Below are 15507 nucleotides of genomic sequence, written 5' to 3' on the forward strand. Positions count from 1 at the left end.
CAGCTGCAGTCCGGGCCTTCCTTCGTCTGCCGGTAGTGATTACCTGCAGGACCTGTTGCCGCCCGCTACCTGATGTCAGCCTTGATGACCTTGCCCGCCGGCGGGGCGGGGGGTGAAGCCGCGAAGTCAGGCAGTGCTTCTACCGTGGCGTAGAGGGTCCGGCCGTGGATTTCAATAGCCCCTGGTGTTATGGCCTCCAGGAACACTGATCGTTTGCCGGTCCATGCATCGATCTTGAGGATCTCATTGCCGAACATGGACGCTACATAGACATCGCCTGTGTTGGAAACGGCCAGGCCGGTAGGGCTGAGGATGTCTTCGGCCCAGAGGTGGGTCGCCCCGGTCCACGGGTTGATCCGGAAAATTGCTCCGCGTTCGCCCAGTTCGGCGCTCTCCGGACCGCCCGGAAGCGACGATACGTACAGCCAGCCGTCGGGGCCAAACTCCACGTCCGTCGGCACGGCTTCAAAGGCGTATTCGTATCCCGTGCATTCAGGTACCTCCACCGTGTTGCCCATCATGTCCACGGGGATTTTGAGGCCTGCCGGAATGATAGCTGGCCGGGGCGGAAGGACAGCCAGTGTGGTGACCGCGCCCGTAACAGCGTTGACCTTGAGGATCGCATTCATCCCGGCATCCGCCACGAAAACCGTGTTCCCCTGCACGGCGGTGGCATAGGGATGGGAATCCACGATGCCCGTGTAGCGGGCCGGAGGGAAGTCAGGGAAGCCGGCGAGGCATTCGTAGGAGACATCCGACCCAAAGCCGTACTCCTGCTTGCCGTCCGGGTTGTTGCTCCGTTCAAACGAGGCGAGATCGGCGATGCTGCGCACCTCGCCATGGACGTTGATGGCCTTGAGGTAGCCTTCCAGCCCTGCCGGATCCCCGCCTGCCCCCACGCTCTCAAGGAAGAAGGTGGTTGCGCCGCGGCTCTCCACACCCGCCACATCCCAACCCGGACGTTCGTACACGTCAGTGATGGAGCCATCGCGCTCCACTTTGCTGAGCTTGCCGAGAGGGGGTTCACCGAAAACAGTATGCGTAAAAAGGACGGACTTATTGGTGCCGACGGCGAGACTCAGTGGCAGGGCCAGTCCATCGGCCAGGGGATCGTCAGGCGGCGACGACCAACCGCCTGCTGTCGCGGGTGCGACGGAAAAAGCCAGCATCGCCGCCAGGCAGGCGATGATGGGTACCTTTTTGTTCATTGCCAGTCTCCGAAATTGAAGTGCACCCCGCTGCGGGGCCGGGCCATGAGACCAAGACGACGTATCAGAACTAACCCCCGGCGCCAGACTAGTCCTGCGGGCTGAAGGCGTCGACGGAATTTCCCCCTATTGGGCCCCCTAATTGGCCCCGCATTCCGGGCGTCGTGGCTAGGATCTAGCTATGAGCCAGGCGAGCGACAACCACGATGCAACGCGATATCTGGAACAGGCCGTTGAACTGGCCGTAAAGAACGTGGCCGACGGCGGTGGTCCGTTCGGTGCGCTGGTGGTCACCGCGGACGGCCGGGTCCACGAAGGCATCAACCGTGTCACCCGGGACCACGACCCCACGGCACACGCCGAAGTGGTGGCGATCCGTGCCGCCGCTGCTGCCACAGCCCGCTTCGACCTGCGCGGGGCTGTCCTCTACACGAGTTGCGAGCCGTGCCCGCTGTGCCTGTCAGCGGCCCTTTGGGCCCGCATTGACCGCGTCTACTTCGCTGCAGACCGGCACGGCGCCGCTGCAGCCGGTTTCGACGATGCCGTGTTCTACGACTACTTCAGCGGCACCCGGCCGGAACTGTTGCCGGTTGCCCAAACCGCCGTGCCGACGTCGGACGCTCCGTTTGACGCATGGCGGAGAAACAAGCACCGCACCGACTACTGACCCGGAAGGCAGCGAGCACAGTGGAATCCACCGCAGCGGAACCAACGCTCATCAAGTGCCTCAACTGCGGGAAGACCAACCGGGTTCCCGCCGCTGCTGCCGGCCACCCGCGCTGCGGCAGCTGCCGGCAGGACTTGCCGTGGATCGTCAACGCCGGCGACGTCGACTTCGCCACGGTGGCGGAACAGTCCCCGGTTCCGGCACTCATCGACTTCTGGGCTGCCTGGTGCGGACCCTGCCGGATGGTCAGCCCGGTGCTGGACAAGCTCGCCGTGGAGCGGGCCGGCCGGATCAAGCTCGTCAAGGTGGACGTTGACCGGGCCCCGCAGCTGTCTTTGCGGTTCGATGTGCAGGCGATTCCCACACTGATGGTCATCGTCGGCGGAAAAGTGGTGGCAAGGCAGGCGGGAGCGGCGCCGGCCGCAGTCCTGCGTTCCTGGCTGGATGAGGCTCTGGCAGCCAGCCGCCGCTAAGCGGTACGGGCCGGCCCTGACCGCGCCGGCAGCCGGCCAACGCCCTCCACCAGCTCTTCGCGCGCGCCACACAGGGCGATCCGTACCCACCCTTCGCCGATCGAGCCGAAGGCGGTTCCCGGCGCGAGGGCCACGCCCGAGCCGGCGAGGAACTGGCGGACCCAGCCGCGGACGTCGCCGCCGCTTGCGTGGGAGACGTCGGCCCAGAGATAGAACGCCCCCTGCGCCGTCAGGTAGGGAATGTTTTTGGCATCGAGCACGGCCGAGGCGGCGTCGCGGTTGGCGCGGTAGTGGGCATGGGCGTGCCGGACGTAGTCCTGCGGGCCGGTCAGTGCCGCGAGTGCGGCATACTGCGACGGCGAGGCAACACAGGAGACGATGGCCTCCATGACGTTGTTCATTGTCTGCTCCAGCCCCGGCGGGCAGACCAGTGCCCCAATCCGCAGGCCGGTCAGGCCGTACGTCTTGGACAGCGTCAGCGAGGTGAAGACGCGCGCCTCCCCGGGGACATCGCTGTCGAACCGCGCGGGGCTGACGTGGGGGACGTCGTACGTGAAGGCCTCATAGCATTCGTCGGAGATGATCCAGAGGTCGTGCCGGCGGGCCAGGTCCACAAGCTGCCGGGTCAGGTCCTCGCCGAGTACCGCGCCGAGCGGATTGGAGGGCGAATTCAGGATCAGCAGCCGCGTCCGGTCCGTGATGAGCGCCTCGATATCGCCGATCCGGGGCTGGAAGTCGTGCTCGGGATATAGCGGGTACCCGACGGGGACGGCGTTGAGCAGCCGGCTGGTCATGGCGAACGTGGGGTAGCCGGGGTTGGGAATGAGGACCTCATCGCCGGGGGAGAGCACGAGGCTCATGGCGAAGTGCAGGCCTTGCTGCGCGCCGTCCACCACGTAAACGCGCTCGGCGCCTATGGTGCTGCCGGAACGTTCCCTGAAGCGCGCGGCGAAGGCCTCACGAAGTGCGGGGATGCCGGCGTTGGGTGTGTAGTTGGTCTCGTCGCGGTCCAGGCAAGCCATCCCGGCTTCCAGGATGTGGCGGGGGAGCGCGAAACCCGGTTCCCCGATGCTCAGCACGAGTGCCCCGGGAGTTCGCCACGCGGCCTCGGTGATTTCGCGGATCTGGTTGACGGGGACGTCGCGCGCGTGCGCGGCAAGCTCAGGCATGGTTGCCATCCTAGCCCTGGCACGCTGGCGTGGGCGGCACGCGTGGGCGGGCGCTCCCGCCGGCGCCGATATACTGGGAAGCGTGCTTTCTGGACTGGTGATAGTGGACAAACCGCAGGGATGGACCAGCCATGATGTGGTTGGTCGGATGCGTCGCATCGCCGGAACCCGGAAAGTGGGGCACGCCGGAACCCTGGATCCCATGGCCACCGGCGTCCTGGTGGTCGGCATCAACAAGGCCACGCGCCTGCTCACCTACATCGTGGGCACCTCCAAGACGTACACGGCCACCATCCGGCTGGGCCAGTCAACCATCACCGACGACGCCGAGGGTGACGTTGTCGCCTCCGCCAGCGCCGCCGCCGTCACCGACGAAGCGATTCACGACGGCGTCGCGGCCCTCACCGGGCTGATCCAGCAGGTGCCCAGCAGCGTCAGCGCCATCAAGGTCAACGGCGAACGGGCCTACGCCCGGGTGCGCTCCGGCGAAGAGGTCAAACTCGCTGCCCGCCCCGTCACCATCCACCGCTTCGAAGTCCATGGCATCAACCGGGAAGCCGGCACTGAGACAGATGACGCCGCGGTACTGGACATCGACGTCACCGTGGAATGCTCCTCCGGCACGTACATCCGCGCCCTGGCCCGGGACCTGGGGAACGCGCTGGGAGTCGGCGGCCACCTGACGGCGCTCCGCCGCACCCACGTGGGTCCCTACTCGCTGGAGCAGGCGCGGACCTTGGAGCAGTTGGCCGAGGACCTCCAGGTCCTCGAAATGTCGCAGGCCGCGCGCGCCCTGATGCCCAACCGGGAACTGACCGCCGAAGAAACCACCGAGATCTCGTTCGGCCGCAGGATTGCGGCCGGCGCGGAAGCAGGAAGCCCCGGGGCCGCCACCGCCGATCATCCCGCCGCCGCCTTTGCCCCCGACGGCAGCCTGGTGGCGCTCCTGGCGGATTCCGGCAACTTCGCCAAGCCTGTGCTGGTGTTCGCACCCGGCAACGGCTCCCGGGAGTCCTAGCCGTGGACGCGTACTTCTACATCATCCTCGCCGTCGGCCTGATCTCCACCGGCATCTGTCTGGTGGCCGGCATCCTGAAAAAGGCCCCGAACGACGTCACCATCCTGTCCGTGGCCGCCGTCGAACTCGCCCTGGTGGTCTACCTCGTGGGGTCCATCATCAGGGTGATCGGCGGTGAACCCATCGCGGGCGAAGCCTGGGAGTTCTGGGGCTACCTGGCCACAGCCATGCTCCTGCCTCCGGCGGCCGTCTACTGGTCCATCCTGGAACGGACCCGCTGGAGCAACTTTGTCCTGGCCGCCGTCGGGGTGACCGCCCTGGTGATGGCCGCCCGAATGAACCAGATCTGGTACTGAAGTGGAAGAAGCCCGCAACGTGAAAGCACCACATTCCGAAGCGACGCCGGACAAGGCACGCACGTCTGCCAAAGACACCCGCAATACCGGCCCCGGCAGGCTCCTGATCGCCGTTTACGCGGTGTTCGCCATTTCCGCCACCGCCCGGGCCGGCTACCAGATCCTTACCAAGTTCTCCGAAGCACCGCTGGCCTACCTGCTGTCCGCCTTCGCGGCGCTGGTGTACCTGGTGGCCACCGTTTCCCTGGCCAAACCCGGCCGCACCTGGTTCAAAGTATCGGTGGCCGCCGTGCTGGTGGAACTGGTCGGTGTCGTCGTCGTGGGGGCCCTGAGCGTCTTTGACCCGGTGCAGTTCCCGCACGAAACCGTCTGGTCGCTGTTCGGCCGGGGCTACGCCTTCATCCCGCTCCTGCTGCCGATTCTGGGCCTGGTGTGGCTGTACAGGCGCCGGCCGGGCAAACGGCGGAACGCCGCCTAGTCCTTTTCCGGCACGGCCCGGCCGCCCGCCACGGGCTGCGGCGCAGTCCGGAGGCACCCGTGTTAGCGGGTAATCTTAGAGAGTTCCGGCGCCGGTCAGGCGTCCGGGCATGTCAGTTGCAGGCAGTAAAAGGCGAGGGTGATGGTCTACATCTGGAACGATCCGTCCGAGGTCCCGGCGGACTTCGGTCCATCCGTTGTCACTTTCGGCAACTTCGACGGCGTCCACCGCGGCCACCAGCAGGTGCTGTCCCAGCTGATCCGGTCCGCCCGACGCAACGGCATTAAAGCCGTAGCCGTCACCTTTGATCCGCACCCGGCCATGATCCACCGGCCGGAGTCTGCGCCCGAGATGATCATGGGCCTGCAGGACAAGCTGGAAGCGCTGGGCGAGCTGGGCCTGGACGCCATCCTGGTGATGAAATATTCCCTGAACCTGGCCAGCCTCACCGCCGAGGAGTTCGTGGGCCAGGTCCTCGTGGACAGCCTTCACGCCAGCCATGTGGTGATCGGTCACGACGCCCGGTTCGGCCGGGGCAACTCCGGCGACCTGGACACCATGAAGCAGTTGGGCGGGAAGTTCGGGTTCGACGTCCAGGTCATCAGCGAGTTCGGCTCCGAGGGCTACCCCCTGCATGACGACGACGGCACGGACCGCCGGTGCTCGTCCACCTGGGTGCGCGAGGCCCTGCAGGAAGGCGACGTCGCCACAGCCGCTGAAGTGCTGGGCCGTCCGCACCGGATGCGCGGCGAAGTGGTGCACGGTGCCGCCCGGGGCCGCGCCCTGGGATTCCCCACCGCCAACCTCGCCCACGAGGCGAGCGGCTTCATTCCCGCCGACGGCATTTACGCCGGCTGGCTCGTTGACCAGGCCGGAACCCGCTGGCCCGCGGCCATTTCCGTCGGGTCCAACCCCACTTTTGATGGCGTCAGCCGCCAGGTCGAGGCCCACGTGATCGACCGCCCCGATGAATCGGTGGAGGACTTCGATCTGTACGGCCAGACAGTAGTGGTGGAATTCGTGGCCAGGCTGCGGGGCATGGTGGCCTATCGTGGGCCTGAGGCACTGGTTGACCAGATGCGCCTGGACGTGGTGCAGGCCCACGATCTCCTGGTCCGCCGCTGACCGGAGCACCCGCCAGGAAAGGCAGCCAAGTGACCGTCGAAAAGAACACCAGGAAGCTGGATAAGGGCATCGTCCGCGATTTCAGTTCGCGGATGAGCTACGCCTCGTACCTGCAGCTGCCCACCCTCCTCAGCGCCCAGCAGCCGGTCAGCAAGCCCGAACACCACGATGAACTGCTGTTTATCATCCAGCACCAGACCACCGAGCTGTGGCTGAAGCTGGTGCTGCACGAACTCCGCAGCGCGGCCGCCTGGCTCCGCGCCGACGACCTCGGCTCCGCGCTCAAGGGCATCGCCAGGGTCAAGCACATCCAGAAGACGCTCACGGAACAGTGGTCTGTCCTGGCCACCCTGACGCCCACGGAGTATTCCCAGTTCCGCGGCTTCCTCGGCAACTCGTCAGGGTTCCAGTCCAGCCAGTACCGGGCGGTGGAGTTTGTCCTCGGCAACAAGAACCGCAAGATGCTTCCCGTATTCGAGTCCGATCCCGAAGCACACGCCATGCTGGAGGAACAGCTCCACGCGCCCAGCATCTACGACGAATTCCTGGCCTACCTCGCGCGGCAGGGCCTCAATGTGCCGCGGTCAGTCCTGGAGCGCGACGTCACCCGCGCCCACGAATTCTGCCCGGAGCTCGTGCCGCTGTTCAAGCACATCTACGAAAACGCCGCCGACAACTGGGGAGCCTACGAGGCCTGCGAGGAACTGGTGGACCTTGAGGACAACTTCCAGCTGTGGCGGTTCCGGCACCTCCGCACCGTGCAGCGGACCATCGGCATGAAGTCCGGAACCGGCGGCTCCAGCGGCGCCGCCTTCCTGCAGAAGGCGCTTGAGCTGACCTTCTTCCCGGAACTCTTCGCAGTCCGGACGGAGATCGGCCAGTGAGCGCCCTCCATGGGCGTGGCGCGCAGCTGGACGCCGAGGATCCGCTGGCGTCCTACCGGGACCACTTCATCGGAACAGACACCCCGCTGTCCTACCTGGACGGCAACTCCCTGGGCCGCCCGCTTAAGCGCACGCCGCAGGACATCGGCGACTTCATCCGGGACAGCTGGGGCGGGCGCCTGATCCGCGGCTGGGACGAGGAATGGCTGGACCTGCCGCACAGCATCGGCGACCAGTTGGGCCGCGCCGTCCTCGGTGCAGCCCCGGGCCAGACCATCATCGCCGACTCCACCACGGTGGTGCTGTACAAACTCATCCGCGCCGCGCTGGCAGCAGTCACTGACCCGGCCCGGACCGAAATCGTCCTGGACACGGACAACTTTCCCACGGACCGCTACCTCGTGGAGGGCATCGCCCGCGAGGAAGGACTGACGCTGCGGTGGATCGAATCCGATCCGGCCGCCGGGGTGACCGTCGAACAGGTGAGGGCGGCAACCGGCCCGGGCACCGCCGTCGTGCTTCTCAGCCAGGTGGCCTACCGCTCGGGGTTCCTTGCCGACCTGCCGGCCATTACCGCCGCCGTCCACGACGCCGGCGCCCTGGTGGTCTGGGACCTGTGCCATTCGGCCGGTTCGGTCGAGATCGACCTGGACGGCGCCGGCGTCGACTTCGCCGCCGGATGCACCTACAAGTACCTCAACGGCGGCCCGGGTTCACCGGCGTTCGCCTACGTCAACAGCCGCCACCTGCCGGGGCTGCAGCAGCCGATCTGGGGGTGGATGGGCCGCAAGGACGCGTTCGAGATGGCCGCCGGGTATGAGGCAGCACCGGGAATCCGGAGTTTCCTCAGCGGCACGCCGGCGATTTTCGGGATGCTGGCGATGCGCGGCACCCTGGACCTTATCGAGGAAGCCGGGATGGCGGCCATCCGCGAAAAATCGGTGAAACTCACCGGCTTTGCCGTGGAGCTGTTCGAGGAGTGTCTGGAACCCCTTGGGGTGCGGCTGGCCTCGCCCCGTGAGCCGGAGCAGCGGGGGAGCCACATCACCGTGGACCATCCGGCGTTCCGGGACGTGACGGCCGAACTGTGGGAGCAGGATGTCATCCCCGATTTCCGCGCACCGCAGGGAATCCGGATCGGATTGTCGCCGCTGAGCACGTCCTTCGATGAGGTCCGCCGCGGGATGTGGGCCATCCGGGAACGGCTGGAAGGCCGTGGTTTCGACAACCCGCGCGGCATGCCGGTAAACTAAACGTTGGATCCGGCTGCAGTCCGTGGCGGCTGGCTCTTGTCATGTGCGGGAATTCCGGGGTTTTCCTCGAATTCCGGCGCGGGCACACCCGGCAGTGAGTTACTGATTCGGGCCTCACGGCACATCTCTAGGAGTTATTGTGGCACTTGACGCCGCTGTAAAGCAGTCCATCATCAAGGAATACGCAACTGGCGAAGGCGACACCGGTTCACCGGAGGTCCAGGTTGCAGTCCTGACTCAGCGGATCAAGGATCTCACTGAGCACATGAAGGAGCACAAGCACGACTTCCACACCCAGCGCGGTCTGCTGGCCATGGTTGGTCGTCGCAAGCGCATGCTCACCTACCTCAAGAAGACTGACATCGCCCGCTACCGTGCGCTCATCGAGCGTCTCGGCCTGCGCCGCTAGTCTGATTTAGGGGCGGCCCCTTCCGCGACGGAAAGGGCCGCCTTCTTCAGTAGAAAAACTAAACAGGAGGATCAACCGCATCACGCATTCGCGGTCCTCGGTAGTGATCCCCGGGAAGCTTCGTTGACTGAAGCCCGGCCCGTGGGTCTCGATCGATGACCGGGTGCAGTGCAGGCCAGTAGACAGATGCTGGCCTGGGTTGATGCGGCTGGACTTCCGTTAACCAAGAAACGGAGGTGACTCTCTTGGAGGGTCCCGAAATCCAGTTCTCAGAAGCAGTCATTGACAATGGCCGCTTTGGCAAGCGTGTAATCCGCTTCGAAACCGGCCGCCTTGCCAAGCAGGCAGCCGGCGCAGCCATGGTGTACATCGACGAAGACACCGCGCTGCTGTCCGCAACCACCGCCGGCAAGCACCCGCGCGAAGGCTTCGACTTCTTCCCGCTGACGGTTGATGTCGAAGAGCGCATGTACGCTGCCGGCCGCATCCCGGGTTCGTTCTTCCGCCGTGAAGGCCGCCCGTCCACCGAAGCCATCCTGGCCTGCCGCCTGATGGACCGCCCGCTGCGTCCTGCCTTCATCAAGGGCCTGCGCAACGAGGTCCAGATCGTGGTCACCGTCCTGGCGATCAACCCGGACGAGCTCTACGACGTGGTGGCCATCAACGCCTCCTCCATGTCCACCCAGCTCTCCGGCCTGCCTTTCTCCGGCCCGATCGGCGGCGTCCGCGTTGCCCTCGTCGCTGACGAGAACGGTTCGCAGTGGGTTGCTTTCCCGAAGCACTCCCAGCTCGAGAACTCCGTCTTCAACATGGTTGTTGCCGGCCGCATTGCCGGCGACGACGTCGCCATCATGATGGTCGAAGCCGAAGCCACGGACAACTCCTGGAACCTCATCAAGGAACAGGGCGCCACCGCTCCCACCGAAGAGGTTGTCTCCGAGGGCCTTGAGGCTGCCAAGCCGTTCATCAAGGCACTGTGCGACGCCCAGGCCGACCTCGCCGCCCGCGCTGCAAAGCCGACCGTCGAGTTCCCGGTCTTCCTCGACTACGAGGACGACGCCTACGCCGCTGTTGAGGCCGCTGCCGCCGAAAAGCTGGCTGCTGTCTTCCAGATCGCCGACAAGCAGGAGCGCGACACCGCTTCGGACGCACTCAAGGACGAGGTCACCTCTTCCCTGGCCGGCCAGTTCGAAGGCCGCGAGAAGGAGCTGTCCGCAGCATTCCGCTCGGTCACCAAGCACGTTGTGCGCCAGCGCATCCTCAAGGACCAGATCCGCATCGACGGCCGTGGCCTGACGGACATCCGCCAGCTCACCGCCGAGGTTGAGGTTCTGCCCCGCGTCCACGGTTCGGCCATCTTCGAACGCGGCGAGACCCAGATCATGGGTGTCACCACGCTGAACATGCTGAAGATGGAACAGCAGATCGACTCGCTGTCTCCCGTTACGCGCAAGCGCTACATGCACAACTACAACTTCCCGCCGTACTCCACCGGTGAGACCGGCCGCGTGGGCTCGCCCAAGCGCCGCGAAATCGGCCACGGTGCCCTGGCAGAGCGCGCACTCGTGCCGGTGCTGCCGTCGCGTGAGGAATTCCCGTACGCCATCCGCCAGGTGTCTGAGGCTCTCAGCTCCAACGGTTCGACGTCGATGGGTTCCGTCTGCGCCTCCACCCTGTCGATGCTGAACGCCGGTGTGCCCCTGAAGGCCGCCGTCGCCGGTATCGCCATGGGCCTGGTTTCCGACCAGGTTGACGGTCAGACCCGCTACGCAGCGCTGACCGACATCCTCGGCGCCGAAGATGCCTTCGGCGACATGGACTTCAAGGTTGCCGGTACCTCCGAGTTCGTTACGGCCATCCAGCTGGACACGAAGCTCGACGGCATCCCCGCCTCCGTGCTGGCAGCAGCACTGAAGCAGGCCCGCGAAGCCCGCCTGCACATCCTGGATGTCATCAACTCCGCGATCGACACCCCGGACGAGCTCTCCGAGTTCGCGCCGCGCGTCATCGCGGTCAAGATCCCGGTTGACAAGATCGGCGAGGTCATTGGGCCCAAGGGCAAGATGATCAACCAGATCCAGGAAGACACCGGCGCCGACATCTCCATCGAGGACGACGGCACGGTCTACATTGGCGCCACCAACGGTCCGTCTGCAGACGCAGCACGCTCCGCGATCAACGCCATTGCCAACCCGCAGGTTCCGGAAATCGGCGAGCGTTACCTGGGTACGGTCGTCAAGACCACCACCTTCGGTGCCTTCATTTCCCTGACCCCGGGCAAGGACGGCCTGCTGCACATCTCCGAGCTGCGCAAGCTGGCCAACGGCAAGCGCGTGGACAACGTTGATGACGTCGTTTCCGTCGGCCAGAAGATCCAGGTGGAAATCACCAAGATCGATGACCGCGGAAAGCTGTCGCTGTCCCCCGTAGTGGCTGAAGAGGAAGGTGCCGGCGAAACCGTCGACGCTTCCGCCACGGCCGAGGGCGCTGCAGACTCCGAGTAATTCGGACCCTGCTCCACACAGCATGAATCGGCGGGGCCGGTGGATGATCCACCGGCCCCGCCGCTGTTACGATGGCAGCCAGATCCGGCTGCCGCTCCCGAAAGGCTTCAATGACTGTTGTACCCCTGCCGCTTGAGCAGAACCAGCCCGGTGACACCTTCGTCCACGGATCCGACGGCGGTTCCGTCGTCAGGCGTTCGGTGCTCCCGGGCGGTGTTCGGGTGCTCACCGAGGCGATGCCGGGCCAGCGCTCGGCAACGATCGGTTTTTGGGTTGGGGTGGGGTCGCGCGACGAGGCCCCGGGACAGCACGGCTCCACGCATTTCCTTGAACACCTGCTGTTCAAGGGCACCAAGCGGCGCACCGCCCTGGAGATCGCCTCGGCGTTCGACGAGGTGGGCGGCGAATCCAACGCCGCCACGGCCAAGGAGAGCACCTGCTACTTCGCCCGCGTGCTCGACACCGACCTGCCCATGGCGATCGACGTCATTGCGGACATGATCACCGGCGCGGTCCTGGATCCGGCCGAAATGGAGCAGGAACGCGACGTCATCCTTGAGGAAATCGCCATGGACAGCGATGACCCCACGGATGTGGCGCACGAAAACTTTGTGGCTGCCGTGCTGGGCACGCACCCTTTGGGCCGCCCCATCGGCGGCACCCCCGCGGCCATCCGGGCTGTTGCCCGCGACTCCGTCTGGGAGCACTACCGCCGGTATTACCGCCCGGATGAGCTGGTCATCACCGCTGCCGGAGGCCTGGAGCACGACGTCGTGTGCGGCCTTGTGGTGGATGCGCTCCATGCGGCCGGCTGGTCGCTGGAGCCTGACGCCGCCCCCGTGGAGCGGCGCTCCACCGAGCGTGCCGAGATCGCCGGCACGGCCGGCCTGCACGTGGTGAAGCGTGCGGTGGAGCAGGCCAATATCATCATGGGCTGCCCCACCATCGTGGCCACGGATGACCGCCGCTACGTCATGAGCGTGCTCAACGCGGTCCTGGGCGGTGGCATGTCCTCGCGCCTCTTCCAGGAGATCCGCGAGAAGCGCGGCCTGGTGTATTCCACCTATTCCTTCGCGTCCTCCTACGCCGACGCCGGCTACTTTGGGATGTACGCCGGGTGCACGCCGTCGAAGGTCCGCCAGGTGCTGGACCTGCTCGGAGCCGAGCTGGACAAGCTGGCCGAAGGCGGGATTTCCGACGACGAACTCCGCAAGGCCGTGGGCCAGCTCTGCGGCGGGATCGTTCTGGCCCTGGAGGACACCGGCTCGCGCATGTCCCGGCTGGGCCGCGCCGAACTGGTCTCCGGCGAGTACCAGGACATCGACGAAACCCTCCGGCTCATCAAGGCCGTGACCGCCCGGGAAGTCCAGGAGCTCGCCAAGGAGCTTGCCGCGGCGCCCCGGACAGTCACTGTGGTGGGACCCTTTGAGGAAACCGAGACGTTCGGGCTCTGACCTCGAGGGCGCCAGACATAATGGAGCTATGAACCGCCCGCAGCCGGGCACCGTGCATGCGGTGCTCGAGAACTTCCTGGGACACTGGCGTGGAACGACGCGGCTTGCAGCGTCCGCGTGGGGACCTGAGCGCACAGCCACTGCGGAAGTGAACTATACCCGGGCAGCCGGTGGCTATGCCGTGGTGCAGAGCTACCGTCATACGGAAGCGGACGGCACGCACTTTGAGGGCCACGGCGTGTTCACGGTCGACCCTGACCACGAGGACGTTCTCTGGTACTACGTGGACAGCCTGGGCCTGCCGCCGGGCACCCCGGCCCGCTGCACGTGGGTGGACGGCATCCTCCGGGTGGAGAGGCACAGCGACCGGGGGACCGCCCGCCATTCGTTCCATGTGGACAACGGCGTGCTCACCCACACCGCAGAGCTGCGCCTCGGGGACGCGCCCCATTTCGTCCCGTTCATGGTTTCGGAGTGCCTCCGCGCCTGACCGGCGCCCGTCCCAGAGCGAACGTACACTTGCGGCCCGCGAAGCGCGCCCTCAACCGGCGGATTCCACGATTCTTGTCTGCGGCGCGCCGGCCAGGGCAGGAGCAGCGAGAGGCGAATTCCACACCGTGGCCTTGAGGTTTGCCAGCAACTGCTGGGCCTGTTCGAGCCTCGCGAAGTCCAGTTCCACCACCACGTAGTGGGTGTCGTCCACGGGCCGGCCTATCCTGTGCGACACAACCCCGGAGGCGGCGCGGTTGACCGGATCGCGGTCAAAAGCGGCCTTCCACATATCAAAGTCCTTGATGCTGTGTTCAATCTGGAGGGTGAACATTTCGAGATGCTCCTTCGGGGCCTGATGCCGGGTTGGGTACGCCATGAGTTTTCATCGGCACTTCCCAAACTAGGCTCACGCTCTTACCGCTGGTATCCCAGAAATCTGGAGCCGCTCAGCCAAGGTGGCTCGCCGATGTCGGGCGCATACTGGGGAAATGATTACCGGCCGGGGGCTGACCCGGAGCCTGGAGCGGATTCGGGCCCTGGGAGATTCAACTGTGGACCATGAGTCACTGCGCGCCGAGGTACTGGCCGAAGTGGGACGGGTTGTGCCGTTCGATGCCTTCGTGTGGCCGCTTTGTGATCCGGTGACAGCAACCGGCGTTGCACCCCGCGCCAGGATTCCCTGTCCAGAGGAGCTACCGCTGCTGATCCGGCTGAAGTATTTGTCCCGACAGGCACGGTGGACCGGCCTGGCCGGTTCCGCGTCACCGGCTTCGACTTTGCTTCGAGCCACCGGCGGCGATGCCTCCCGGAGCCCGCTCTGGGAGGGCGTGATGCAGCGATACGGCGTCACCGATGTCCTCTCAGTGGTCTTTGCGGACAAGTACGGGTACTGGGGCTGGCTGGACCTGTGGAAGGTAGGTAGCCATGGCACATTTTCCGAGGCGGAAGCCGGATACCTCGCTGACGTGGCAGGGGAGCTGACCCCTGCCTTGCGACGCTCGATTGCACGGCAATTTGGGCCGCCGGACCACGCCGAACACGGCCGGGCCGACGTGCCGACGACAAAAGCGCCTTCAAAGACCGGACGTCCAGGGAAGGGGGCCAGTCGAGTGGAATTGCCCCCGCAGGCTGTTCTCACTTTGGACGAAAACATGGCAGTGGTGGGTGAGACGGCGTCGACCAGGGACTGGCTGGAATTACTCCAGCCAGGGCCGCGCCCTTATCAGGCCGTGCCGGCTGAGGTCCTGAATGTGGCTGCCCAACTGCTGGCCCGGGAGGCGGGCGTGGACGATCACGACGCTGCGGCCCGGGTTCACTTGGGCTCCGGCAGATGGGGCATTCTCAGGGCCAGCCGGATGGCGTCCGGAGTCCCCGGCGCAACCCCGCCCCTCGCCGTGACTATCCAGGAATGTCCTCCAGGGGCACGCCTGGACATGTTTGCACGGTGTTTTGGCCTGACGCCCAGGCAGCGGGAATTGTTGGAGCTTGCGTCTGCCGGTGCGAGCACGGCGTCCATGGCCGCGTCCCAGGGAACAACTGCCTACACCGTCCAGGACCAGTTCAAACAGATTTTTGAAAACTGTGGGGTCCGGACCCGCGCGTCATTGTTGGCCATGGCGCGGGGAGGGAATGCGCGAACTGGCAGCTAACACCCTCAAAGAAGAGAGGTTTTGGGGTAATACCTGCCAGTTCGCGCCAAAGCGAGGGCCGTAACTGTACGTTCGCGCCCAAAAGCAGGCGCGAAAGTGCCTCAGCCCCCGGCAAAGGGCGGGAGAACGTCCAGGACGTCGCCCGGCCCGAGGGCTACGGACCGGTCCCGTACAGCCACCTCATTGAGCAGGAAGCTGCTCCGGGACAGGATGCGTGGCAGGGGAGGGGTGCCGGCGGGCGGTGCAGGCCGGTCGACTGCCAGCACGGCCTCGAGCAGGGACTCCACTGTGGCGCCTGCGGGCAGGTCGAACTGCTCCTCTTCCACACCCGCAGCGGCGCGCGCGGCAGCGAAGTATCGTACGTTCAA

The 15507-nt window shown here is 65.8% G+C and carries 17 protein-coding genes; 13 read left to right on the top strand and 4 right to left on the bottom strand.

Going from position 1 to position 15507, the window contains the following annotated elements; all coding sequences use genetic code 11:
• Positions 1 to 65: 65 nt before the first annotated feature.
• The gene (locus ABV518_RS19505) at positions 66 to 1208 is read right to left on the bottom strand and encodes a ScyD/ScyE family protein (protein ID WP_367770405.1); all 1143 of its coding nucleotides are present in this window, start codon (positions 1206 to 1208) and stop codon (positions 66 to 68) included.
• Positions 1209 to 1389: 181 nt separating this feature from the next.
• Between ABV518_RS19505 and ABV518_RS19510 the strand changes: the two genes are divergently transcribed.
• Together ABV518_RS19510 and trxA are read left to right on the top strand one after the other, a co-directional pair.
• Positions 1390 to 1875, top strand: coding sequence for a nucleoside deaminase (locus ABV518_RS19510; RefSeq protein ID WP_367770408.1), 486 nt, complete (start codon positions 1390 to 1392; stop codon positions 1873 to 1875).
• Between the two features lie 20 nt (positions 1876 to 1895).
• On the top strand, positions 1896 to 2348 hold the full coding sequence (trxA, locus tag ABV518_RS19515; RefSeq protein WP_367770411.1) for a thioredoxin: 453 nt from the start codon (positions 1896 to 1898) through the stop codon (positions 2346 to 2348).
• On the opposite strand, the gene ABV518_RS19520 is transcribed toward trxA, so the two are convergent.
• Positions 2345 to 3517 (bottom strand): pyridoxal phosphate-dependent aminotransferase, encoded by a 1173-nt coding sequence (locus ABV518_RS19520; RefSeq protein ID WP_367770414.1) that lies wholly within the window; start codon positions 3515 to 3517, stop codon positions 2345 to 2347. The two genes, trxA and ABV518_RS19520, sit on opposite strands and share 4 nt — an antisense overlap.
• A gap of 82 nt (positions 3518 to 3599) precedes the next feature.
• Between ABV518_RS19520 and truB the strand changes: the two genes are divergently transcribed.
• From truB to ABV518_RS19570, 10 genes are all read left to right on the top strand, one after another.
• Positions 3600 to 4535, top strand: a complete 936-nt coding sequence (gene truB, locus ABV518_RS19525; RefSeq protein ID WP_367770417.1) for a tRNA pseudouridine(55) synthase TruB — start codon at positions 3600 to 3602, stop codon at positions 4533 to 4535.
• A gap of 2 nt (positions 4536 to 4537) precedes the next feature.
• The gene (locus tag ABV518_RS19530; protein ID WP_367770420.1) at positions 4538 to 4891 is read left to right on the top strand and encodes a hypothetical protein; all 354 of its coding nucleotides are present in this window, start codon (positions 4538 to 4540) and stop codon (positions 4889 to 4891) included.
• A 19-nt stretch (positions 4892 to 4910) separates the two neighbouring features.
• Positions 4911 to 5369, top strand: a complete 459-nt coding sequence (locus tag ABV518_RS19535) for a hypothetical protein (protein ID WP_367770423.1) — start codon at positions 4911 to 4913, stop codon at positions 5367 to 5369.
• A 141-nt stretch (positions 5370 to 5510) separates the two neighbouring features.
• Positions 5511 to 6494, top strand: coding sequence for a bifunctional riboflavin kinase/FAD synthetase (locus tag ABV518_RS19540; RefSeq protein ID WP_367770425.1), 984 nt, complete (start codon positions 5511 to 5513; stop codon positions 6492 to 6494).
• Between the two features lie 29 nt (positions 6495 to 6523).
• Entirely contained in the window at positions 6524 to 7378 is an 855-nt protein-coding gene (gene kynA, locus ABV518_RS19545) for a tryptophan 2,3-dioxygenase (RefSeq protein WP_367770427.1), read from the top strand.
• On the top strand, positions 7375 to 8631 hold the full coding sequence (kynU, locus tag ABV518_RS19550) for a kynureninase (RefSeq protein WP_367770430.1): 1257 nt from the start codon (positions 7375 to 7377) through the stop codon (positions 8629 to 8631). The genes kynA and kynU overlap by 4 nt, the downstream gene beginning before the upstream one ends.
• A gap of 139 nt (positions 8632 to 8770) precedes the next feature.
• The gene (gene rpsO / locus ABV518_RS19555; protein ID WP_310166300.1) at positions 8771 to 9040 is read left to right on the top strand and encodes a 30S ribosomal protein S15; all 270 of its coding nucleotides are present in this window, start codon (positions 8771 to 8773) and stop codon (positions 9038 to 9040) included.
• A gap of 245 nt (positions 9041 to 9285) precedes the next feature.
• The gene (locus tag ABV518_RS19560; RefSeq protein WP_131132856.1) at positions 9286 to 11544 is read left to right on the top strand and encodes a polyribonucleotide nucleotidyltransferase; all 2259 of its coding nucleotides are present in this window, start codon (positions 9286 to 9288) and stop codon (positions 11542 to 11544) included.
• A 110-nt stretch (positions 11545 to 11654) separates the two neighbouring features.
• A complete protein-coding gene (locus ABV518_RS19565) occupies positions 11655 to 12998 on the top strand; it encodes a M16 family metallopeptidase (RefSeq protein ID WP_367770433.1) in 1344 nt (447 codons plus the stop codon).
• Positions 12999 to 13026: 28 nt separating this feature from the next.
• Positions 13027 to 13488, top strand: coding sequence for a DUF1579 family protein (locus ABV518_RS19570; protein ID WP_367770436.1), 462 nt, complete (start codon positions 13027 to 13029; stop codon positions 13486 to 13488).
• A gap of 51 nt (positions 13489 to 13539) precedes the next feature.
• Here ABV518_RS19570 and ABV518_RS19575 read toward each other — a convergent pair whose 3' ends face one another.
• Positions 13540 to 13821 carry a hypothetical protein gene (locus ABV518_RS19575; RefSeq protein ID WP_367770438.1) on the bottom strand — a complete coding sequence of 94 codons (282 nt, stop codon included), beginning with the start codon at positions 13819 to 13821 and terminating at the stop codon, positions 13540 to 13542.
• 157 nt (positions 13822 to 13978) lie between these two features.
• On the opposite strand from ABV518_RS19575, the gene ABV518_RS19580 reads away from it, so the two are divergent.
• Positions 13979 to 15139 carry a helix-turn-helix transcriptional regulator gene (locus ABV518_RS19580; RefSeq protein WP_367770441.1) on the top strand — a complete coding sequence of 387 codons (1161 nt, stop codon included), beginning with the start codon at positions 13979 to 13981 and terminating at the stop codon, positions 15137 to 15139.
• 101 nt (positions 15140 to 15240) lie between these two features.
• Here ABV518_RS19580 and ABV518_RS19585 read toward each other — a convergent pair whose 3' ends face one another.
• On the bottom strand, positions 15241 to 15507 hold the full coding sequence (locus ABV518_RS19585; RefSeq protein WP_367770444.1) for a MoaD/ThiS family protein: 267 nt from the start codon (positions 15505 to 15507) through the stop codon (positions 15241 to 15243).

This window comes from Arthrobacter sp. HS15c, from assembly GCF_040812005.1.
Taxonomy (GTDB): domain Bacteria; phylum Actinomycetota; class Actinomycetes; order Actinomycetales; family Micrococcaceae; genus Arthrobacter.

Coding starts and splice junctions, on each gene's coding strand:
- ABV518_RS19520 (WP_367770414.1), bottom strand. CDS start 3,517: ATGCCTGAGCTTGCCGCGCACGCGCGCGACGTCCCCGTCAACCAGATC.
- ABV518_RS19540 (WP_367770425.1), top strand. CDS start 5,511: ATGGTCTACATCTGGAACGATCCGTCCGAGGTCCCGGCGGACTTCGGT.
- ABV518_RS19505 (WP_367770405.1), bottom strand. CDS start 1,208: ATGAACAAAAAGGTACCCATCATCGCCTGCCTGGCGGCGATGCTGGCT.
- ABV518_RS19510 (WP_367770408.1), top strand. CDS start 1,390: ATGAGCCAGGCGAGCGACAACCACGATGCAACGCGATATCTGGAACAG.
- ABV518_RS19580 (WP_367770441.1), top strand. CDS start 13,979: ATGATTACCGGCCGGGGGCTGACCCGGAGCCTGGAGCGGATTCGGGCC.
- ABV518_RS19575 (WP_367770438.1), bottom strand. CDS start 13,821: ATGTTCACCCTCCAGATTGAACACAGCATCAAGGACTTTGATATGTGG.
- ABV518_RS19565 (WP_367770433.1), top strand. CDS start 11,655: ATGACTGTTGTACCCCTGCCGCTTGAGCAGAACCAGCCCGGTGACACC.
- ABV518_RS19570 (WP_367770436.1), top strand. CDS start 13,027: ATGAACCGCCCGCAGCCGGGCACCGTGCATGCGGTGCTCGAGAACTTC.